The following is a 22,549-nucleotide window of genomic DNA, read 5'->3' as shown; positions in this document are numbered from 1 at the left end:
TGTTGAGTTACTCATTTATTACGGCCTGATGATTGTTCCATCCATTCGGCGCACCTGCCAGTTGGACTTGGTGGTGATGGGATACTTGGCCGCTTCCTTCTCGTTGATGTCTACCCCTAAACCCGGCACTTCGTTGACCGACATGTAGCCCTTGGCCATCGTCGGACAACCGCTGAAAACAGCTTGCGTCTTCTCCGAAAAAGCCACCGCTTCCTGAATCCCAAAGTTCCACACCGCCAGATCGATGTGCGCGTGGGCCGCGTGGCCCACCGGCGACACATCCCCCGGTCCGTGCCAGGCCGTCCGTACGTTGAACCACTCGCCCAACCGGGCCACCTTCATGGCCGGGGTGATGCCCCCAATCTGAGAAACGTGAATCCGGATGTAGTCAAACCACTGGTTGACCATGGGCTCCTTGAACTCATTGATGTTGTTGAACAATTCGCCCATTGCGATGGGCACCGTGGTGGTCTGCCGCAGTTGGGCAAACCACTTCATGTTCTCGGGCGAGAAAGGGTCCTCGATGAAGAACGGCCGGTAGTCTTCTACCTGCTTGATCATGTTGATGGCCTCGATGGGTTGCACCCGCTCATGGACATCATGAAGCAACTCGATCTCTTCTCCGCACTGTTTGCGGACTGTCTCGAACATCTTGGGCACTGACTTGAGGTAGCCCATTACATTCATGTAGGCATCGCCTTCATAGCCGAAACCGGCCGTCTTGAAGTCAGGTTTGTCGACGTTGCTGCCCACCCCACCGTACCCGCCCTGCTGGATGCGGATGTACTTGAAGCCCTGCTCCATGAACTTCTTGACGCTGTCGGCGGTGGCTTCGGGGGTGTTACCACCGGCGTGGGTGTAGCAGGGAATGGCGAAGCGGACTTTGCCCCCCAGCAGTTGGTAAACCGGCATCTTGGCTCGTTTGCCTTTGATGTCCCACAGGGCCTGATCCAGCCCCGAGAGGGCGTTGTTGAGCACCGGCCCATTGCGCCAGTAGGAGCTCACGTAAGCCGACTGCCACATATCTTCGATGTTATCGACATCTTTGCCCACACAAAACTCATTGAGGTAGGTGTTGATGGCGACCACGACGGCAGCCGCCCGTTGGGTGAAGGTGGCGCAACCCAGGCCATAGAGTCCGGGTTCGGTGGTTTCGACTTTGACCACGATGAGGTTAGATCCCTGGGGGGCGGTGGCGATGGCTTTGACCGATTTGATTTTGACGGGTGGGGCGCCGATGGCGTAACTTGGCTTGCCCTGTTGTTCGCGCGCTTCGGCAGTTGAGAGGCCACCAAAGAGGCTCAGTACACCAGCTGATGAACCAAAACCAAGCATTTTGAGGGCGTCACGACGACTCTGATTAAGTTGAGATTCTGGGGATTCAAGGTTTGTATTCATGAAATGAGTTTTGATCGGTTAATGAGTTTGTTTAGTTTAAGTTGTTTCAGGGAAGGGCAAACGCGATATAAGAACCGCCGGGTTTGTGCCCATTTTTGACGCCCCCAGCAGCTATAACAAGGTATTGCTTGCCGTTCACCTGATACGTGATGGGCGTAGCGAATCCGCCAGCCGGCAGTTGATACTCCCAAACGACTTTACCCGATTTACGGTCGAATGCCCGAATGCGCTCGTCGTAGGTAGCCGCGATAAATACCAGGCCACCCGCCGTGACAATCGGACCGCCGTAGTTTTCAGTACCGGTAATGGGAATTCCCTTTTTTGTCAACTCAGGAAACTCGCCCAATGGCACCTTCCACAGGTATTCGCCTGTGTTTAGATCAATAGCGTTGAGCGTGCCCCATGGCGGTTTCACGGCCGGATAGCCATCTGGATCGACGAAGCGTGTCCAGCCATTGTTGATGTAAGGCGGGATGTACGGAAACTCCGATTTTTCGGCTACCGCCGTGGGCGCATTCGCGCTGTGCTGGTCGCCCGGTTCACCCGCTTTGGTTTCAGTATTGAGCAAAAACCGGACAAGCATCCCTCGGTCTTGCTCGGAAATATGCTCGAATGACGGCATGCGGCCCCGACCGGTTTTTAGAATAGCCTGAATGTCCTGGCCCGACAACCTCTTCCCAACATCGACCAGACTCGGATAAGCCTCGCCACTTCCTTTCCGGTCGATACCATGACAGGCGGCACAGTTGTTTTGATACAATGATTTTCCTTTTGACGCTATTTCTGCCGTTCGGGCGGCCATATCTGCCATTTTCAGATCCCACACCATCTCGTTGGAATTCTGATACAGGATGCCATCCGGGTCAGCCGCGTTACCGCCCCATTCCGCTCCACCACCGATTCCGAAGAACAGCGTTCCTTCCAGACTGGGTGGCATGAATTTATTACCGGATCGTGTTTTTTTAAATCGCTCCTTAACAAAGGCATGGGCTTCGGGCGTGCGGTCGGTGATGTCGGCCTCGGTGAATACCTGTCGGGCAAAGGGTTTAGGTTTCAGCGGAAAGCGTTGTTTGGGCCAGGGCTGCTCGCCGGGAAGGCCAGTCGTTGGCACCACCCGCTCCTCGACCGGAAAAAGCGAAGTCCCTGTTTCGCGGTCCAGAACATAAACCAGGCCGTCTTTCGTAGACTGCGCCACCGCATCTACCAGCCGACCATTGTGCTTTACGGTAACCAGATTTGGTTGACAGGGCAGATCACGATCCCACAAATCATGGTGAACGGTCTGGTAATGCCACTTCAGTTTGCCCGTTTCGGCATTGAGCGCAAGGATACAATCGGCGTACAGGTTCTGCCCGGCCCGGCTTCCGCCGTAGAAATCGACCGCTGGTGAACCGGTACCTAGGTACACCATACCCCGCTTCTCATCGAGTACCATGCCAGCCCAGTTGTTGGCTCCGCCAATTTTCTTGTAAGCGTCTTTCGGCCAGGTTTCATACCCGACATCACCCGGTTGGGGAACCGTACGAAAGGTCCAGCGAATCTTCCCCGTGCGAACGTCGAACGCGCGAATATGGCCCGGCGCGGCATCACCATATTCAGAGACGGTACAGCCCATGACCAGCAAATCCTTATAGATAACGCCCGGACTGGTCGCCGTAACAGCCAGTTTAGTAATGTCCTGTTGCGGGTTGTCGATCAGCCCTTCCCGCATGTCGACCGCCCCATTTTTACCAAACTGCGCCACCGGCTTGCCTGTCAGGGCATCAATCGCGAAGAGCGTCGGCCCGGCCGAATAGAGAATCCGTTTGTCCGGCCCACTGTTAGGGGCGCTATTTTCCCAATAAAGAACGCCCCGGTTTGGGTTATAGCGGGCCGGCTTGTCTTTAAATGGGTCAAATAGCCAGAGTTGCTCGCCCGTACTGGCCCGCAGCGCAAATAGCTTCAGCTTAGGCGTTGTGCCGTATAAAATACCATTGACCACAATGGGCTGACACTGGATTTCCGGCTGACGAGCGTCTTTACCATCGGCCTCAGCTGCATTGTAAGTCCAGGCTACACGGAGATTTTTAACGTTTCCGATATTGATCTGGCTAAGCGTTGAGTAACGATTACCCGCCTTATTGCCGCCGTAGTTGACCCAATCTGTATTACCCGACGGCGGATCAGGTACCGCATCTCGACTGGGATAAGTGGCCATCAGGAGTAACGCGGTTACTCCAATCGACCCAATTTGTATGATGTACTTCATGAAGTGCTGTTGAACTGATCGAAACGTTCTGAATTGGCTGGCTGACTGCTGGCGGTACATACTAGCCGTACATTATTTTCCGGGTAAACTCCTTTCCGGGCTCAGCTTTGCGGCTCTCAATCCGGGCTGGCCAAAAGACGGCCCGTCGAAATCTGCATGGGTGGTACCGTGATGCCTGGGTAAGCACCCGACACCACGGTACCTACTCAATAGCCTGGATTTTGCTTTATACTGACATTCGACGTGATCTCATTGATGGGGATGGGCTGCGCGTAGTCGGTCGCATCCCATTGGATGGCGCCACCACGGACCCGCTGGTAATACGCAGCTTCTTTATCCCCTATTTTCCAGCGGCACACATCAAACCACCAGTGTCCTTCGCCAAACATCTCCGCCCATCGCTCGTATTTGAGCGGGTCATTTTTAAGCACATTGTCGGGCGCGCTGGTCTGATCGGTCAGGGATTTATAATCAACTGCCGATGGTGTGTTGACGGCATAACCATAGGCTCGTCGTCGGACTTTATTGACATACTCCAAAGCAGTGGCATTATCGCCCGAATGCGTCAGCGTTTCGGCATAGAGCAGGTATACGTCCGCCAGCCGGAGCCACAGGATATTGTCACCATTCGCCATATTGACCTCCCCCTCGGCTCCGTTCAGGTAAATGTATTTCCGGAAGCTCCAGGCTTCCATGTCGATTTCGGAAATATCCAGGTAGTGTGAAATTGGCTTTTTAACTCCACTTACAATCATTGAATCGACGTACGGTTGCAAACAGGAAACCCACAACCGAGGGTCTACCGTTTTATTGGTTCGGGCTGCCATGGAGCGCGTGATGTACGATTTATCGACATTCGCCACATTGGCCGTCGCGGTTCCTGTCGGGAAGTAGTGCCCCAGGTTAAAGCCAAACCGAGCAATGTTCTTTGCATGCGGGAAGACGTTCGACCAGGCCGATGCGGCCTGAGCGCCGTTGGGTCCGACGTAGGTCGGCGCAATCACCATGCCGATGCTGGAGCCCATCGAGCGGTCGTCCGTACCCCGGTATGTCATATCAACGTTTAAATTGAGTTCAACCAGTGATTCCGAATTGAATTCATTTTGGCCGTTGAACATGGTTTTGTAGGTTTCGAAGGGAGCCAGGGACTTGCCACTGTTGGTGACCACGTCGCTCAGGTAGGTCTTCGCATTCGTCCAGTCCTGCGTGTATACATACACCTTACCCAGAAAGGCCTTGACCCCCCACTCGCCGATCTTGTATTTGTCCGTTGCGCCCGCCCAGCTTTTCCCTTTCAGCAGGGTTTCGGCTGCTTTTAGATCCGTGACAATAAAGTCCCAGCACTGCTTAACGGTAGAACGGGCCACCTGCGTTTCGGGCAGGCTAGTCGAAGTTTTCGTGATCAGCGGTACGCCCATTTTATCGCCACCCTGCCCATCAACGATAAAGCTTTCGCCCCATAATGTCGTCAGGTAAAAATAATACCAGGCCCGCAGGTACAAGGTCTGCCCTTTGATCAGATTCGCCGAGGCCACGTCTGCCGCATTCGCTTTTGCATTGAAGGTTTCAATACCGGCCAGCAACGTATTGCAGCGTTGAACGCCCCGCCATAAATCCTGCCAGGTTCCCTGCAAAAAGCTGTCGTTAGGCTGCGAATTATTTTGCGCTAACTGAATCCAGGTCGTTGTTCCCTGCCAGCTCAGATCGGTGGTATGATCCCACAGATACGTGTTTTTGGCCAGCATGTTGTGGCCATACAGGCTCGGCGCATGTTGTGTTGCATAGGCACCCAGCAATAGCTGCTCCAGGTCAGCCACCGTAGCCGGGTAACTGGCGGTGGAAATAGCCGTCGGGTTATCCACATTGACGAAACTCTCTTTGCAGGATAACGTACCCAGCACGAAGACAAGGAGGAAAAGTTTGACTAGTATTTTCATAATGAACGATCGTTTGATATCACTTTATACCGTGAATGAATTTTAGAAAGTCACGTCGATGCCCGCCGAAACAAGCGAGGTGCGCGGATAGGAGTAAATCGTATCGACGCCCCGGGCGGTGGTGCCATTACGGCCCAGCACTTCAGGATCGAGCCCGGAATACTTGGTGAACGTCAGCAGGTTTTGTCCTTGCAGGTACACCCGAAGACCCGACATTTTCCATTGCTTCATGAGCGAAGCGGGCAGTGTATAACCGAGCTGAACCGTACGCAGCTTGAGGAAAGCCCCACTTTCAACGGCATAATCCGAAATGCGGGTGTAGTTGGCATTCGGGTCGCGAACGTAGTTGCCCGAAGCATCGGTATAGCCTACGCGTGGCAGACTGGTGAGGCCATTGCCATTGAAAAACGACGTATTGAAAATATCACGGGTGGTATTATAATCACCCACAAAAATTGGCGTGTAGTACTTGTTTCCATTGAACACATCAACGCCGGTAATGCCCTGGAACAAGGCCGAAAAATCGAAGCCTTTCCAGGCCAGATTCAAGGTGATCCCATAGGTCATTTTCGGCCACGGGCTACCAATGAATGTTTTATCGGCGGTGGTAATTTTCCCATCCCCATTCGTATCCACGAACTTTAGGTCGCCAGCTCCCGTAGCGGCTGCCTGGTAATAAACGCCGGTTGTTGTGCCACCCGTGGCCGCAGCCGCTTCCTGCGCTTTTTGGTTCAGTGCGGCTACTTCGGCATCACTCTGGAAAATTCCAGCCACTTTGTAACCATAAAACTGCCCTAGCGGCTGGCCTACCTGAGTACGGGATACGGTGCTTTCCAGATAATCGCCGGCAGTACCGTCATTGATCGGGTTGTTATTCACACCGTCCAGTTTTTTCACCAGATTAGTGTTAAACGACGCATTGGCCGTAATGCCATAGGTGAAGGCACCTTTCTTGTTTCGGTAATCGATCGCCAGTTCCAGGCCTTTATTGCTCATCTGACCAATGTTCGTGTAGACGACCGTTGGCGAGGTGGTGCTGAAACCAGCCGACAGGGCTACCGGAACCTGGTAAATCATTCCATTTGTCTGACGGCTATACCAGTCTACCGTAATATTCAGGCGGTTGTTCATCAGGCCAACATCCAATCCGATATCGGCCTGGTTAACCGACTCCCATTTGATATCCTGATTGGCGAGCTGAGCCGTCAGGGCATATCCTTTCGCGCGGGAACCATCGGGTAGCCCCATGCTGTTTGTCCCTCCATTTCCCGCAAAAGAAGCCTGATACGTGTATTGAGGAATGTTACTCGTGCTCCCTAATTTTCCGTAACTGGCCCGTAATTTGAGGTTCGTGATATAGCTGAGATTGTCCCGAATGAATGCTTCTTCATTCAGTTTCCAACCCACCGATGCCGATGGGAAAACGCCGAATTTGTTGGTGGGTCCGAATCGATCCGAACCATCCCGTCGAACAGTCGCCGTCAGCAGGTATTTGTTGGCGTACGTGTAGTTGACACGCCCAAATTGAGACAGCAACCGCGTCTGCGGGAATTCGCCCCCGCTGGCTATGTAGCTGCTTGGATTACTCGTAAGACCCAGGTTGTAGGTAACGTAGGGAAAACTCTGGGCCGATGCGTTCAATGAACTCAGATCGGATTGGTAGGCTTCATAGCCGGCCAATGCTTTGAACTCGTGCTGACCAACCGTTTTGGCATAGGTCAGCACAAAGTTGGCCGTCAGGTTGCGCTGGTTGTTCGTTTCACGATACAGATACGCATTATGGTTGGCCACCGTACCGTAGTCATAGGCTTCCGTGAACTTGTAGTTTTTTACGTTGATGACCGAGGCCCCGAACGTAGAGCGAAGATTAAGGCCGGGGATAATCTCCCAGTCGGCATACATATTTCCTTCCAGCGCGTAGGTCTCATTCGACTGGTGATTCTGGTATTCCTGCCCAACCAGGTTGGGTCCGGTGAAGAACGTACCGGTTTTGGCCCAGCCACCATACGAGTTGGTCGGGTCATAAATAGGAACGACGGGCGCCGATCGGAACGGGAAGGTCGTCGTTACGGTAGGGTTATTACCGGTTTTCCAGGCGTATAACGTTTCACCAACCTTAAGCTTTTTGTTAATTTTGAAATCCGCATTCGAGCGTAGGCCATACCGGTCAAACCAATTGTCGATCATTGTACCACCCTCCCGCTGGTAGTTGGCAGATATATAGTAATTGGTTTTAGCCGTAGCGCCCGACAGCGACAGCGAGTAACTCTGGTCTGATCCGTTTGTATAGAGATCCTTGGCCCAATCGTTATCAGGTAAGGTATTTGGATCGCCCCAACCACCCGTGCTCACGCCAAATGCCTTTTTGGCCGTAACGTAATCTGCCGTATTCAGCATTTTATACAGGTTGAGCGGCTTCCGAACCCCATAATAGGCGTTGAAATTGATCTTCATTTTATCCAGGCTAGTACCCCGTTTGGTCGTAACGAGCACTACCCCACCAGCCGCCTGGGCCCCGTAAATAGCAGCCGCACTTGCATCTTTCAGGATTTCAATGGATTCGACATCCTGAAGATTAAAGTTGTTACCCGTTCCCATTCGGATCCCATCGACGATATACAGCGGAGACATGCCGCCAATGGAGCCGACTCCACGGATAACAATGTCCGAACTGCTGCCCGGTGCTCCGTCATTCCGCGTAACCTGTACCCCGGCGGCCCGTCCCTGTAAGGCTTCATTAACACTCCGAACGGGTAAGTTCCTGATCTCCTCCGATTTAACTGAAGAGATCGAGCCTGTCAGATCCGACCGCTTTTGTGTACCGTACCCCACAACGACAACTTCGCTCAGGTTTTTGGTATCGATCGCCAGATTGACATTGACCGATGTTTGATTTCCCACCGTGACTTCGCGCGACAGATAGCCCACAAAGCTGAAAACCAGTATATCATCGCCCGTCAGGAGAGTCATCCGGAACTGACCATTGGCATCGGTCGTCGTGCCCCGGTTGGTTCCTTTAACCACGATGCTTACGCCGGGCAGCCGGGAGCCCGCTTCATCGGAAACGGTTCCGGAGAGGTTCCGGTCGGCGGAGTTCTCATCGTTGGTCAAGGGCAATTCGACAGGAACAGGAGGAGGTTCCTGATTCAGAATAATCTGCCGCCCTTTCACCTGATACGTGAGCTGATGCGCTTTTAGCAGCTTATCCAGTACGTCAACCAGGGGTTGATTCGTCGCATCCAGCGATATACGGTCATTTAACTGAACCAAAGCTGACCGGTAGGCAAAGTGTGCATCGGCCTGGCGCCCTAATTTATTCAGAACGGTTTTCAGCGATAAATTATCGGCATGGAGCGTAACGCGCTGATCCATTACCCGTTGTGCTTCCACCGGGCGGGCCGCTGCCAGACCGGCTACCATAGCCGCTAGTAGTAACTGATAGACAGTAAATTTCATAAGGCTGCGCAACAGGCTAAGCGGTTGTCGAAGTTCTTTCATACTTTTACTTGTTTTTTGGCTATTTGAATTTAGAAATGGACAAAGAACCCCCTGCCTCATCCTGGATGAGGGTATCGAACAAGGGTGAAGTTTAAGCCAGTGATGCCGGAATCATCACTGGCTTTTTTTGTGAAAAAGTGGTTTGCTACATAGGCAGAAGACTATAATGGAAGAGGTTAAGACTATTTACACCCTTTACTGGTAATGACGATTTGCCCATCCAGCACCTCATACGAAGCTCCGATGGTCTGACAGATTACATCGATTCGTTCGAGCAGGCTTTCATTCGAGAACGTGAAATTGATCAGACAGGCAGACAGGTCATCTTCGTTATAAATAAGATTTACACCGTAGGTATGCTCGATGGTCGAAAAGACTTTTGCAACGGGCGTATCCTCGAATACCTGTTCATGATTCACCGATTCGGGAATCACCACTTTAGGCTTGTCAACCAGCGCTTTCATGAGTCGATTATCATCCAGGTTATAGCTCAATTCCTGATTTGGAGTCAAGACAACGCCCTGTATTCGGCGCAGACCTGATAGCCGGGCATTTTCGAAATCCTCCTGCGCATAAACGGATACACGGCCCGTTCGTACGGTTACGGTTACGGCTTTTTCACCTTCGAAAGCCCGAACCAGAAAGCTTGTACCCAGCACTTTAGTAACCGTTTGGTTAGCATAGATCAGGAAGGGTCTGGCCGGGTTTTTCACGACATCGAAGAAGGCTTCACCATCGAGATAAACCGTTCGGCTGCTCTTGTCGAACTGCTTTGGATAACTCAGGCGGCTATTGGGCCGGAGCGTAACGAGACTGCCGTCACTCAGTAATACGTTGGCAGTATGATTGCTTGTATTAATTTTTTCCTGGAGCGGAAGGTGAGCCAGCCGTGTAAGATGCGCGTATGAAGCAGACCTTGCCTTCGGGATTATATGGCTGTACATCCAGATACTTAGCCCAACTGTAAGCAGCACAGCAGCTGCCCAGCGCCACCGAAATTGTGGCTGAAGTGGGATGATAGGTGCTTCTAAATCGGCCTCCCGATGTTCTGCTGCCACCTCCATCAGGCGATTCAGTTCGCTGGTGAACCGGGCTTCCGTTGCATTATCCCGATAATGTTCATTCAGGGTTCTTACAAGCGCCTGCGCGTTCTTGACTACATAGGCCCGGTCAGGATTTTGCGCCAGCCACTGCTCCCAAAAAGCAGTGGCCTCGGGCGAGGTACCGCTCGTCCACTGGCGAAACGACTCATCGAACAGGAAATCTTCGGCATTATAAGTCTTGTACTTCATGACGGGGCCAATAGCGCACTGTTGCTTCTGGCTCTATAGTGCTATTCTCCGCCGGGCAATACTCAAAAAATATGAAAAATATTTTCGCCTAGAGTGCAATTAATCCGTTATTATCCCTTCGAGAGGATATATGTGAGCAGGCCCATAAGCAAATTGGGCGACCACTGACTCCGTAGTTCCTTAAACGTGCGGTACAAAAGGTTGGCCACACTTTGCCGTTCCATTCCCATAATCTGAGCGATTTCATGGTTTTCCAGATTTTGGTAGAAACGCAGATAGAGCACTTCTTGCTGACGCTTCGTGAGGGTGGTCATTAGCTGGTGGAGCAGCCGTTCCTGTTCGGTATGCAGTTCTTTATCAATAATTTCTTCTTCTATTGACCCCGTAAATGACATTTTACTGATTTCGGAATCCTCAAGGTGAACTGGCTGTTGATGACCCCGGGTTTTTAATAATTTGTAACGCAATGCTTTCAGCAAATACGTTCTTACAAAAACGGCGTTTCCCACCGATTCCCGATGGACCCATAGTTCTAGAAACAGGTCCTGGATTGTATCCCATACCTGTTCAGAATCGGTCGTTAAACGTAATCCGTAGTTATACAGGCTCGGATAATGCTCCCGGGCTAACTCGCCCAAAGCCCGTTCGTCACCAGTTTTAAAGCGTCGCCATAGCTCCTCAGGCGCTAAAGACCGATAAGTAATAAGCCTGAAATCTTCCAACGGATTACACTATGTTTTTACAAATACATAAAGACACATGGTATTATTTTATATTGATTTGATTTTTAAATTAGATAGCAGTTCAACAATTAGGGTTGACTTGACCAACCGTATGCTAACGAAGATGCTCTAAAGTAATGAGTCATTGGCATGTTGCGTTTCCCGGTACCTACCAGACCTAACCATTTCACAAAACGATTCATTGCCAACCCATTACGATCGATCGGTCCAAAACAGGCGACTCGACCTTAAATAATTGCCGGCCTGTGTAGTCCTACCCACCTTTGTGTTATCCAAATGCCCTGTTGGTATAAAAACAGCATTTAAACTACACCTTACCATGCGTCTTTTTCTTATCGGCCTGTTCATGGCCTGTCTCGTAAACCCCAGCTACGGAATCGTGGATTGTCCACCGGTTATCACCAACGGAAAACTATTAGGCATTCTGCCGGTAGTGAATCAAAAAGTAAGCTACTCGGACGTAGTCGATTGCGGGGCTGTTTCTCAGGCCGATCTGTTCCGGCGCGTCCGGTTGTGGGCTGCCCAATCTTGTTATTCGCCCGGCGATACATTTTCAATGAGCGACAAAGAAACCGGCGATTTGGTCGGGCGGGTTTCGCAGGTGGTTACGCTGCTCCGTTCGGAGAATTCAGTCGGTGGCGTTTACACGTTTCGGTACAGCCTTATTATCGAGTGTACTAATCGCAAATACCGGGTAACCATCACCCAGCTTGATGTGCTGGAGAATGGGACCAAAACAACCCCGATCGAAAGCTACTGTCAGAAAAACGAAGTCGATCTTCGCGCCATTTACACAGCCCTCGACACACAGATCAACCACAAGTTAACTTCACTTCAGAAGTACATAGAAAATTACAAACCGTTCTGACGATCAGCTCAATAGCCAGGCAGAACCTCATCTGAACGACTTTACAACTATAACAACCGAAAAAACGATTATCGATGAATGGGCGGTCAAAGACCTTCAAGACGGTTCATCTTTAACCAGTACAGTCGTGTATTGTATATAGGCAATACCATCAACTACGAGCCGCTGGCTGGTGAGCGGCTGGCATATCAGGCCACTAAAGCCAGCGTTGACGAATACCAGCTTGATGCTTACTCATGGATGGTACATGACGATCCGTTCGTTAAAAACTACCTCGTGCTGGGTTCACCCCTAAAGGCTAAAGTAGCCGTGAAAACCCGTAGCTCTAAGTAAAACCAAAGAATACGAATTCCCTTTTGACGTATGAAAACCACCGACGGCCGCACCTCAGGCGTACACAGATGAATTTGCTGTTTGTATGGGCCGCCTTGTTACGCTCGCTTCGGCTTGCCAGTTGCAGTCTGCACCCAGTTGGCTGTTTTCGCATCACTACACTGTTATGGCCAAACTTCTGCTTGCCATCTTGGCGGTACCCAGCGTGCTCGATGGTCTGTTCATGGGGCTAATACTTTCGCCGGCAATTCAAGTAGCTGAATATGAGTGAGAATACGCTACAGAACCATACCATTTGACAGATATACTTACCAAGACAGGAATCAAGACAATGACACTTTCAGCGATAAAGGAACAGGTAGAAACCTTGGGAGACCTGATCAATGCACCCCACTATCTGTATCCAACCTATGGCCATTCTGTCGATGGGGCGCTGCCGCACGTCGAACTTGATGATTCCGGCACTTTCCATTTTGTGGTAGTAGAGCGGGGTCAGGAGTTGGAAAGACAAACGACTACAGCACTAGACGAACTCTTATTCTGGATTTTCGACTCAATCACCTTTTCGATGGCTTGTCGATTTGAACGGGCTAACCGTAATCATAACCAAGACTTTAGACGAACACTATTTAGGTATCAGGAAGAACTTTTAGGATGTCTCAACGTGAATTGGCAGGCAAGAAAACGTACCGATCACAACCTGACTTTAGTCAGACATCCTTTTACGGATGACGTCTTTAACGCCTAATGTAAGGGCCGCCCAAACCCGTATGACTTTTTGAAAATGGCTTCCATATACCAACTGGCTGCTCATTGTGGCATGGACAGCCTTGGTGCTCTATTACCTGACATGGCCGAATGGCCCCACCGATGCCGTCGAGCAGGGTGCCAAATCGGCCATTAAAGAAGTGTGCGCTTTTGTCCTGCTTGCCCTGATCGGACTCAATCGGCTGCCCCAGCAAAAAGCCGTTCAACGTTGCCTGAACAGAAACTTCCCTCTGACAAGGATAAAAACCTTTAATATCAGCCAAAATGAAGTCTGTATTTTGACTGGCCGGTTTAGCCGGTCTACTCGCACTATTCAGTCAGTTGTATGGGCCGACAGCTAAAGAACATGTTACTTGAAAAAAGTAAGGATACCGTTAGGTTTGAAAATTCCCCTTTACCTTTGCCAGCGGTGGGCTTGGCTGGTAACCTTGTCCGCGCTTCCCCTACGTAGCGGTTCTCCGACCTAACGCGTAGGGGCTTTTTATGACTTTAGTCGATTATAAGATACACGCATAGCAAGTTGGCTGATGAAAAGAGGGGTTTGTAAACGATTAACGAACTTATCTGGTCAGCTTCTTTCGTTGACCAGATAAGTTCGTTACGAATACCTTCGTGGGCTTTGCAAAAAAGGATTTGGGGTAGTTTCCAGAAACAAAGCCTTGACTAATCCTTCAGAAGCGGCCCGACGCTATACGCTTTAACGCGTTAACTGATCGCTGGAGCTGGCTGGGCAAAACCGGTAGACACTGTCAACGCTTTCCATTGCGCTATTTCGGCCTGAAAGGCCGAGATCTTCTGGTTGGCGACATCGTAGGCATCCTGACCCAGCAACAGATGCAAAGGCGGGTTGGGCTCAGTGGCAATCTGAATCATGGCCGCTACAGCCTTCGATGGATCGCCGGGCTGGTTTCCTTTTATTTGGTTTTGGTGAACCGCTGCAGACTGCCGTACCAGTTCGTACTCTTCTATCTGCTCCTGGGGAACTCGCAGCGAACCGGACGACAAAAACTCGGTTCGAAAATAACCCGGCTCCACAATGGTTACCTTGATGCCGAATGGAGCCACTTCAGCTGCCAGCGATTCGGATAACCCTTCAACAGCAAACTTAGTAGCGCAGTAAATGCCCCAACCGGGAAAATTGCCTGTGATCCCAGCAATTGAGGAAAGGTTGAGAATGTGCCCCGACTGCTGTTTCCGCAACTGGGGCATAACCTGCCTGATCACGTTCAGCATCCCAAACACGTTGACCTCGAAATTAGCACGGGCTTCCCCGTCAGTGAGTTCTTCCAAACTGCCCAGTTGGCCATACCCCGCGTTATTGACCACCACATCAATCCGCCCGAACTGGCTGACGGTCGCTTGTATAGCTTCCCCAACGCTGGTTTCGGTGGTTAAAGCAACGCCCAATGGCAAAAAATCGTCGGATTCGACACCGACGGACCGGCGTAACTCCGCAACATCGCGGGAGGTAGCCGCCACTCGATGACCCTGCTTTAGCAACTGTTCGACTAATTCAAGGCCTAAACCTTTAGAGGCCCCGGTAATAAACCACACTTGTTGATTGTCCATACTATTAATTGTTTAAGGACAGCAAAGGTAGACCAGGGGCGAAGGGAACAATTGCTAAATTCAAGCCAATACTTACCAAATTCAAACATGCCGAAAGGCCGAAGGGGCCAAACCGGTATGCTTTCTGAAGAAGTAGTTGAAGTGGGACGGTTCATCGAAGCCCAGGCTATATGCGATTTCAGCTATGTTCCAGTCGGTATGTTTGAGCAATGCTCTGGCCTCAGTGGCTAAACGGGCGGCAATATGGTCAGTCGTGGTTTTGCCGGTTGTGTCACGCACGCAACGGTTTAAATGATTGACATGTACGGCAAGTTGATAGGCAAAGTCACTCGCCGAGCGCAGGGTAAACCGCCGGGTCGGCGACTCGATGGGAAACTGCCGTTCCAGAAGTTCGATAAAGATCGCCGTCAGCCGCGCTCGGGCATCGGTATGCTGGTGCAACGCATCGGTAGGCCGCAATTTGAGAGCATAATGAATTAGTTCTGACACGTAGTTTCGGATCAGATCATATTTAAGGATATAGTCTGAGTTAATCTCATCCAGCATTTTCTCGAAGAGCCCACTCACGATGGCCTCCTGGCTGGCCTCCAGCGTAAAGGCAGGCTTACCGCCGGGCTGGAACAGCGGCAGCTCCGTCAGACCCGTGTTGAACCGCCCCCCAAAGAGTGTTTCGCGAAAAATGCAGAAAAACCCAGTTGTATCCCCCGAAACAGCTTGCCAGGTATAGGGCACCTGAGGATTAAAAAATACCAGCGTCGGCCCATTGATCTCAATGCTTTTGTCGGCATAGTGATACAGGTTGTGTCCCCGAATGAGGGTAATCTTATAGAAATCCCGGCGGCTGTACTGAACCGGTGCGGTACTGGGGGCCAGACAATCTTCCAGCCGAAACACATTGACATGCCCTGTGTTAGCGGGTAGGGTATCAGGAAGACTATTAAACTTATGTCGATAAAATTCTTCGAGACTTTCGGTCTTTTGCATCGCGCAAAGTTACCATATTCAATCCTAAACCTAATAGCCGTTGGGTCTGTCATTTTTCCATAAACAATCGTTTTTTTACGGAGGCAAAGCTCCCGACAAGGCTGAAAAAGGCTGTAGTCAAATCAGATTTTATTGACGCCAAACATCGATTCAACGTCTCCCGTAAAGAGTAGTTGAGAGGCAGTCGAAACGCTAATCCGTTCGTTTCTGTTATAGGTGTTTTAACGTATAAGGCTAGCCGTGCAAGAGACAAAGGGATTACTAGACAAGATCAAACACCATGACAAATTGTCGATCATGGTAAACGAAAACTGTACAATCGCATTACCCGACGATGTTTTACCCGCGCTGCTCCGACCTCACAAGCTGGCCTACTATTATTTTATGTTTGTAGACCGGGGGGCTGAAACCTGTCAGGTAGATCTTCTGGAAACAACCGTTTCCGACAGCCAGTTGATTTTCGGCTTACCAAACCAAGTCTTCGCTCATTCATCCCCCAATAAAAACAATCGACAGTACAAATTCGGATTCGATGAAAACACACTGGCGCTATTGCCGAATGCATTTCCCTTTTTGATTAACCCGTTACATGTAAACGTAATCACGTTTGATTCAGCCGCCAAAGAGCGGGTTAAGGCCATTCTTTCCATTCTGTTTCATTTGCTTCATTCGCCAGGAAAACCAACAGATACAGCCATTATTCTGGCCCATTTAAACGCATTGCTCACCGAATTCAACAGCGCTTACTTTGAGGGGAAAAACTACGAGACCTTTTCAAATTCGAAGCTTTCAAAGTATGTCGAGTTTAAACTTGCCGTAGAAACGCAACTGACTGAACAACACGATGTTCATACGATCGCCGAAAAATTGGGCATGACGACTAGCAGCCTTTACGCTGTCGTGAAGGAGTACTCCGGCAATTCGCCGAAAGAGTGGATTACCAACCGACTGATACAGGAAGCTCAACGGAAGCTACAGTACTCTTCCCTCTCGGTAAAGGAGCTGGCTTATGAATTGGGCTATAATGACCCTGCTTATTTTTCACGGCTGTTCAAAAAGAGGATGGGCAAGAGCGTTCGTGTATTTCTGGCGGGCTTACAGGATTTGTCCCCTAAATAAGGTGATTTGTCCATGTCGACTGTTTTTGAATGAGCGACTTTTGCTTCGTTCTAAAACAGTTCATGAGATGAAGACAGCAGTAGTGACAGGGGCCAACAAAGGTATTGGTCTGGAAGTAGTAAGACAGCTTGCCCAAAACGGGTTCTTTGTCTATTTAGGTAGCCGTAGTCTGGAAAGCGGTTTATCTGTAGCGGAAAAGCTCCACGCCGACGGAATTCGTGCTATTGAGGTTATTCAATTGGACGTCACCGATCCTGAATCGGTCCTGGCTGCCCGTGCACACATAGGCAACAAAACGCCGGTGTTGGATGTGCTGGTCAATAATGCAGGCATTTCAGGAGGATTTCCCCAATCCGCCCTTGACGCAACGATTGATCAATTTAAGGAAGTTTACGACACCAACCTGTTCGGGGTAGTCAGGGTTACGCAGGCGTTTATTGATTTGCTGAAAAGGTCGCCTGAACCACGCATTGTCAACGTAACTTCGGCAATGGCCTCGCTTACCCTGGCGGCTGACTCGTCCGGTAGCAGTTACCACAACAAATTGTCGGTCTACCAATCGAGTAAATCGGCGCTCAATATGTACACAATCAATCTGGCTTACGAGCTTCGTGACACTCCGTTTAAAGTGAATATGGTTTGTCCTGGCTACACACAAACCGATTTTACCGGTCATCAGGGAACAAGCACTGTGCAGCAGGCAGGGCAACGGATTGCCAAGTACGCGCTAATCGATCAGCATGGACCAAGCGGCAAATTTATTAGTGAAGAATATTTTCCTGAACCAGCCAGTTGTCCCTGGTAAAACCAAAAATTACCGATAGGGCGCTTTACAATACTTTAGAGCGCGTTTGAGAATTGATAAAGATTGGGACCAAAGGTGTAATCTGAATGAAGAATAGTCAAACTAGCAAGCTGTTTACTATCAACAAATATTACTTTTTACCCTAAATACGAAAATAGTATATAAATCAGTGAAATTTAGATCAACAGCATATGGAATGACCTAATACTTTTACCCCCTACTCTCGCATCGGTATAACTGGCGATGTGTAGAGGTGTGGATAGAAAGAAAACGCTGGCACTTTTAGAGCCAGCGTTTTTGGATAACCATACGTAGAAAGTTCAGTTCTTTATCCTGCTCATGGGCGCTGGCCATCAAGTAGACGATCATACAAATACGGCCTGCTTCCCAGATCACAGTCCGATGACAGCGTGATAACCCGCCGGCTGGCAACCATCAACCAGTCACTTTCTTCCTGGCGACAATCGGAATTGAAGCCTTCCACCCGAATAGCCACTGCCTGAATGTCTCCGTTCATCCAGCTGTCACCCCCGATGAGCAAGGGCTTATCCTGCCTGTTGATGCAGGTCGGAAGGCTAACGGTCGACAAGTGGCTCCCCTGCCCATGCTTCCCAACAAAGGCGTTCTTTAGGGCAGGGCTGTAGTCGCAGGAAATGGCAAACAACTTGTTGTCATAAAAAGCCAGGGAAAGATTGGTGATCCGTATGCCTTCCATGTCCAGCCTGGGTGCTTTAAACAGACGGATGTGGGAACAGGCCAGTGTCAGGGTTCCTTTGGCATATACCTGCTCCTCCTCCCTGAAGACTGCTTTATCCAGCGACTCAGGTGTGGTAACGCCAATCGAATAACTTCCCAATCCGGCTACGTTCAGGGTAACGCCAGACCAGTAAGGCAGGAAGAGCAAATACAACAACAGGTAATGCATGTACGTGGTATACTAAAGTACTTCTTTGACAATGTATCCATACTAAACAAACATAGCCTGGATACATATCCTACCTATTCAGCTCTTGACCCGACTGTGGCCTTCACCTTACTTGGAAATGCCTGCGTAGGCCACTCAGAATAACGAAATGAGTTACCCGTTGTACAGCCGGTTCGCCTGGCCTTTTAATCGACAATAAGCCGAACGGGTTTCAGGGCAAAAAAAGCGTTAAAGCATCAAATCGCTCCACCCGGTGCAGAGAGCCAAAAAGCGCCTTCTTCGCCGATTGATCGGTTGAATTAAAGACGCGGAAATTAGTCCAGTTTACATACGCGGTATTGGTGTCCACCTCAAGATAACCGGCAACTGTAAATGCATCTAGTTGAGGCACATACACAACCGTCAGCGTAATATTGGGTTCCCCTTTGGGGTAGAATGTCCAGGTGAGTTTCATGGCCTTCAGAAAAAGTACTGCAAGCTACGAAACCGTTTAGCTTCCTGGCACATCTGTATCTAAAGCCCCGTCCCGTTAACGAGCAACCGTCAGCGCCAGATCATCCTGTAAGCGGGTGTAGGCGGCAAACAGCGCGTCAATCTGCCTGGCTAATTCAGGGGTAAAATGGCCTACATCCCGGCGGGTAACGGTCGTTATGTCGAATCCCCGTAGCTGCAAAAAGTATTTTGATACAGTTGGATAAACGTTGTGCATCACATCCATATGCTCGATGATAAACTGTTGCACACGGGCAACGGCCTCCTGCTGGCTAGCGTCATCGTAGTGGCGACAAAGCCAGACGATCAACTCGGGAAAGTAGTTGCCCTGAATGCAGGAAAGCCCCGCCGAACCCGCCCGTAACGAATCGACAGCGTGCACCATATAAGCATCGTAAAGGCCGAATCCGGGCCGCGCAGCCAACCGGAGCTTTTCTTTGATCTGCACCAGATCGAGCGAGGTATCCTTATGGTAAATCACCCGTCCTGTATCCACAAATACCTGCAATTGCTGGGGCGAAATCAGGCGTTTATACGGCACAGGGCACTCATAAAAACCGACCGGAATCGTGCCCGTACGATCCAGCAACTGAAAAACCCGTTCGTTGAATACCGAATCCGGGTCGGTTTCATCGGCGAGCAGGCCCGTAATCAGAATGACCGCCTGTGTGCCCGTATCATGCACCTTTTTCACGAAATCGGCCTGTTGATCAATGGGCCCGCCAAATGTTCCTGTAGCCACTACGGGTACCAGACCATTGACTACGTGTAGCACGTGTTCGATGACCCGAAGCCGCTCGGATTCGCTTAGTTCGAACATTTCGCTCGACAGGCAATTGGCAAACAAACCAGCCGCCCCGGCCTGCAAATAGAAGTCCGTGAGCCGGGTCAGGGCATCGAAATCAATAGCGCCCGTTGCCGTAAATGGCGTAAGCATGACGGGAATGAAGCCTTTTTCGGATGTTTTCATGTTACTCGCGCGAAACCATAGCGCCTTCAGCACGAGGCCGGGTGCTACGGTTGGTAATTTTTGTTAATAGGATACCAATCAGGAAAATCGTTAATGTACCCACAACGATAATCATGTTGCTGTGCAGGCTATTCCGGAGGTAGCTATACTGGTCGGGCAGATTGCCGGAAAATGTCATCCAGAGAATTACCAGCACACCCACGGTGGTGGCTGTCAGGGCTACATGACTGGTTGTCTGGCGGCTAATCAATCCCAGCAAAAAAAGGCCGAGCATACCCGCAGCAAAAATTCCGGATAATGTCCACCAGGCATCCAGAATACTTTTTACCCCAATCATGGCCAGCCCCGCCCCTAACCCCGCCAGCCCAGACACCACCGTCGTCAGATGCAGCAGCGTCAGCAATTTGCGGCCCGACAGGTGAGAATCGATGTAGCGTTTATAAATATCTTCGGTAAATACCGTGGCCGACGCATTCATTCCGGAACTAATGGTGCTCATGGCGGCCGATAAAATAGCCGAAATGATCAGGCCCATCAGGCCCGGCGGGATGTTGGTCACCATAAAATGCGGCATCACTTTATCACCATAGTCGGCGGGCTGAAGCGTAGCCACCAGACGGGCAACTTCCGAAGCCGGCGCGCTGGCTGGCAACCGATCCAGCGCCACTTTCTGCTTAATGGCCTCGATGGATTCCGGATGAAGCTGGTAATACGAGAACAAACAAGCGCCAATGATAAAAAAGAGCAGCGACGCGGGTACATACAGCCACACACAGAGCCAGAGTGATTTCGACGCTTCCTGGGTCGAGGCCGTTGTATGATAACGCTGAATGTAATTTTGATCCATCCCGAAGTTGTTCAGGTTGATAAAAAAGCCATACAGCAACACGACCCAAAAGGAGGACTCCGTGAAGGTAAGCGAGAATGTGCCGAGGCTGAATTTGCCATTTGCCTGCCCGATCTCGACAATTTTAGCGGTTCCGCCGGGTACCGATCCAACAATCAGGTAAAGAATGAGCAGGGCGCCAAAGGTTTTGATAACCGCCTGAACGACTTCCGTCCAGATGACGGCTTCCATCCCACCCAGAACGGTATAAATAATGATACAGACCCCCATCACGACCATGATCAGCTGCATGGAATAACCGGTGAGTGCCTGTAAACTGAGGGCAATTCCCAGAAAAATAGAGCCCATCCGAGCCAGTTGAGTCAGTAAGAAACAGACAACTGCGTAGGTTCTGGCCCAGGGACCAAACCGGTGTTCGAGATGTGTATAAGCCGAAATTTCGCCGGTACGCCGGTAAAAAGGAATAAAAAAACGAGCGGCTGTATAAGCTGCCAGGGGCATCGACAGGCTGAAAACAAACGCATTCCAGTTGCCCCCAAACGCTTTGCCGGGCACGCCCAGAAACGTGTTGCTGCTCAGAAAGGTGGCGTAGATGGATAAGCCTGTTGCCCAGCCCGGAATCAGGCCGGACGCTTTCGTGAACTGATCGGCGTTTTTGTTTTTCCGGGAAAAATAAACGCCCACCAACACCATAGCGACTAGGTAGCTGGCAATGACAGCCAGATCAATGATGGGCAGATTTTTCATACGGTGCAGCCATTGAATAAGTGGGTCGTGCTGGCCGACAAACGACCAGGCTACAGGCCAAAAGCGGCCGCCAATAGTTTTCTTACTCAGGCTGAGCCAAATTTACCCACGCTCCATACAGCCGAAAGCTATTCAGGATTCTCCCTCAGCCAGAATTCTATCATACAAAATCCGGGCATATTCACGCGCTCGTTTGATTCGCATCTTAACCGCACTCGTGGTTATAGCCTGACTGAAGGCAATGTCTTTGATCGGTGCCCGTTCGCCGTATTTGGCCAGCAACAGGTCGCGCTGATAGGGAGGCAGCTGATTAAGCACCCGCTCGAAGGCTTGAAAGTACACCTCATCAGAGCCTGCCCAGTCGTCCATCTGCAACAAATCATACTGATAATTCCGCCACATAGCCTGGTTCTGCTGCTGTTTTCTTAATTGATCAATGCAGTAGTTCACCGTGACGGAATGAAGCCAGGTGGTAAATTTTGCGTCCCCTTTATAACTATAAACCTTGCGGGTCAACTGCACGAAAATGTCCTGTACGAAGTCTTCTGCATCATCCGTATTGCTCACGTAAAACAAACATTTTTGATAGACGAGTTGACGGTGGCGGATGTAGATCTGGGCAAAGTACTTGTCCTTGCCGGTGGTAGTGTACTGTTTAACAAGTTCTTGATCTGATAGCATGGCCATACTATTTTTAGGGACGGTGGGATGATTGTACTGAATAGATCGCTTGGCGGCTATTACCGTAGATCAGGTTTGACGACTCGGTCGTCTTACAAAAAAACAGGTTTAAACAACGGCTCTTTAGGCTACTCTATGCCACTAAACGGCAAGAAAACTGGTGATAAGACCGCTCAATTACAGCGGTTGCTGTAAATCAAATCTCATTATTTTTTTCGATAGTAGCGAAGGATGGCCTCGACCAACCACCGAAAATTACACGAATGCTGTTTTTATTGTTACCAATAGATAATTTTTTGCCATAATTCACACCTAAAGCATACAC

General features: G+C 50.3%; 19 protein-coding genes. 6 read left to right on the top strand and 13 right to left on the bottom strand.

All coding sequences use genetic code 11. The features are described 5' to 3' along the window. Positions 1-18 precede the first annotated feature (18 nt). The 6 genes from SD10_RS02950 to SD10_RS02925 all read right to left on the bottom strand — a co-directional run bounded on the left by SD10_RS02950 (position 19) and on the right by SD10_RS02925 (position 11,095). Positions 19-1,398: an enolase C-terminal domain-like protein gene (locus SD10_RS02950; protein WP_046375611.1), complete on the bottom strand. Its 1,380-nt coding sequence runs from the start codon at positions 1,396-1,398 to the stop codon at positions 19-21. A 46-nt stretch (positions 1,399-1,444) separates the two neighbouring features. Further along, positions 1,445-3,646 carry an outer membrane protein assembly factor BamB family protein gene (locus SD10_RS02945; protein WP_052731330.1) on the bottom strand — a complete coding sequence of 734 codons (2,202 nt, stop codon included), beginning with the start codon at positions 3,644-3,646 and terminating at the stop codon, positions 1,445-1,447. Positions 3,647-3,852: 206 nt separating this feature from the next. After that, on the bottom strand, positions 3,853-5,583 hold the full coding sequence (locus SD10_RS02940; protein WP_046375610.1) for a RagB/SusD family nutrient uptake outer membrane protein: 1,731 nt from the start codon (positions 5,581-5,583) through the stop codon (positions 3,853-3,855). Between the two features lie 42 nt (positions 5,584-5,625). After that, positions 5,626-9,081, bottom strand: coding sequence for a TonB-dependent receptor (locus SD10_RS02935; RefSeq protein ID WP_082111498.1), 3,456 nt, complete (start codon positions 9,079-9,081; stop codon positions 5,626-5,628). A 182-nt stretch (positions 9,082-9,263) separates the two neighbouring features. Beyond that, the gene (locus SD10_RS02930; protein WP_046375609.1) at positions 9,264-10,373 is read right to left on the bottom strand and encodes a FecR family protein; all 1,110 of its coding nucleotides are present in this window, start codon (positions 10,371-10,373) and stop codon (positions 9,264-9,266) included. A 110-nt stretch (positions 10,374-10,483) separates the two neighbouring features. Beyond that, positions 10,484-11,095, bottom strand: coding sequence for an RNA polymerase sigma factor (locus tag SD10_RS02925; protein ID WP_052731054.1), 612 nt, complete (start codon positions 11,093-11,095; stop codon positions 10,484-10,486). Positions 11,096-11,435: 340 nt separating this feature from the next. Between SD10_RS02925 and SD10_RS02920 the strand changes: the two genes are divergently transcribed. The 4 genes from SD10_RS02920 to SD10_RS02900 all read left to right on the top strand — a co-directional run bounded on the left by SD10_RS02920 (position 11,436) and on the right by SD10_RS02900 (position 13,426). Next, on the top strand, positions 11,436-11,984 hold the full coding sequence (locus tag SD10_RS02920; protein WP_046375608.1) for a DUF4468 domain-containing protein: 549 nt from the start codon (positions 11,436-11,438) through the stop codon (positions 11,982-11,984). A gap of 132 nt (positions 11,985-12,116) precedes the next feature. Further along, the gene (locus tag SD10_RS29940) at positions 12,117-12,317 is read left to right on the top strand and encodes a hypothetical protein (protein WP_227699124.1); all 201 of its coding nucleotides are present in this window, start codon (positions 12,117-12,119) and stop codon (positions 12,315-12,317) included. A 295-nt stretch (positions 12,318-12,612) separates the two neighbouring features. After that, entirely contained in the window at positions 12,613-13,065 is a 453-nt protein-coding gene (locus SD10_RS02905) for an Imm63 family immunity protein (RefSeq protein WP_052731053.1), read from the top strand. A 67-nt stretch (positions 13,066-13,132) separates the two neighbouring features. Next, positions 13,133-13,426 carry a hypothetical protein gene (locus SD10_RS02900; protein WP_148562375.1) on the top strand — a complete coding sequence of 98 codons (294 nt, stop codon included), beginning with the start codon at positions 13,133-13,135 and terminating at the stop codon, positions 13,424-13,426. Between the two features lie 364 nt (positions 13,427-13,790). Here SD10_RS02900 and SD10_RS02895 read toward each other — a convergent pair whose 3' ends face one another. Together SD10_RS02895 and SD10_RS02890 are read right to left on the bottom strand one after the other, a co-directional pair. After that, entirely contained in the window at positions 13,791-14,654 is an 864-nt protein-coding gene (locus SD10_RS02895; protein ID WP_046375605.1) for an oxidoreductase, read from the bottom strand. An 81-nt stretch (positions 14,655-14,735) separates the two neighbouring features. Then, positions 14,736-15,638: a helix-turn-helix domain-containing protein gene (locus SD10_RS02890; RefSeq protein ID WP_046375604.1), complete on the bottom strand. Its 903-nt coding sequence runs from the start codon at positions 15,636-15,638 to the stop codon at positions 14,736-14,738. A gap of 240 nt (positions 15,639-15,878) precedes the next feature. On the opposite strand from SD10_RS02890, the gene SD10_RS02885 reads away from it, so the two are divergent. Both SD10_RS02885 and SD10_RS02880 read left to right on the top strand, forming a co-directional pair. Next, positions 15,879-16,757: a helix-turn-helix domain-containing protein gene (locus tag SD10_RS02885; RefSeq protein WP_046375603.1), complete on the top strand. Its 879-nt coding sequence runs from the start codon at positions 15,879-15,881 to the stop codon at positions 16,755-16,757. 67 nt (positions 16,758-16,824) lie between these two features. Next, positions 16,825-17,562 carry an SDR family oxidoreductase gene (locus tag SD10_RS02880; protein ID WP_046375602.1) on the top strand — a complete coding sequence of 246 codons (738 nt, stop codon included), beginning with the start codon at positions 16,825-16,827 and terminating at the stop codon, positions 17,560-17,562. A 337-nt stretch (positions 17,563-17,899) separates the two neighbouring features. On the opposite strand, the gene SD10_RS02875 is transcribed toward SD10_RS02880, so the two are convergent. The 5 genes from SD10_RS02875 to SD10_RS02855 all read right to left on the bottom strand — a co-directional run bounded on the left by SD10_RS02875 (position 17,900) and on the right by SD10_RS02855 (position 22,224). After that, complete coding sequence (locus SD10_RS02875; protein ID WP_052731052.1) at positions 17,900-18,487, bottom strand: hypothetical protein; 588 nt, start codon at positions 18,485-18,487, stop codon at positions 17,900-17,902. 211 nt (positions 18,488-18,698) lie between these two features. Then, the gene (locus SD10_RS02870) at positions 18,699-18,941 is read right to left on the bottom strand and encodes a hypothetical protein (protein WP_046375601.1); all 243 of its coding nucleotides are present in this window, start codon (positions 18,939-18,941) and stop codon (positions 18,699-18,701) included. 75 nt (positions 18,942-19,016) lie between these two features. Then, a complete protein-coding gene (locus SD10_RS02865) occupies positions 19,017-19,949 on the bottom strand; it encodes a dihydrodipicolinate synthase family protein (protein WP_046578979.1) in 933 nt (310 codons plus the stop codon). A gap of 1 nt (position 19,950) precedes the next feature. Continuing rightward, on the bottom strand, positions 19,951-21,543 hold the full coding sequence (locus SD10_RS02860; RefSeq protein ID WP_046375600.1) for a sodium:solute symporter: 1,593 nt from the start codon (positions 21,541-21,543) through the stop codon (positions 19,951-19,953). Between the two features lie 132 nt (positions 21,544-21,675). Beyond that, the gene (locus SD10_RS02855; RefSeq protein ID WP_158500535.1) at positions 21,676-22,224 is read right to left on the bottom strand and encodes an RNA polymerase sigma factor; all 549 of its coding nucleotides are present in this window, start codon (positions 22,222-22,224) and stop codon (positions 21,676-21,678) included. Positions 22,225-22,549: the final 325 nt, after the last annotated feature.

Origin of the sequence: Spirosoma radiotolerans, assembly GCF_000974425.1 — a bacterium.
Classification (GTDB): Bacteria; Bacteroidota; Bacteroidia; order Cytophagales; family Spirosomataceae; genus Spirosoma; species Spirosoma radiotolerans.
The sequence above is the reverse complement of the archived record's forward strand: the minus strand, read 5'-3'. Positions and strand labels throughout refer to the sequence as shown.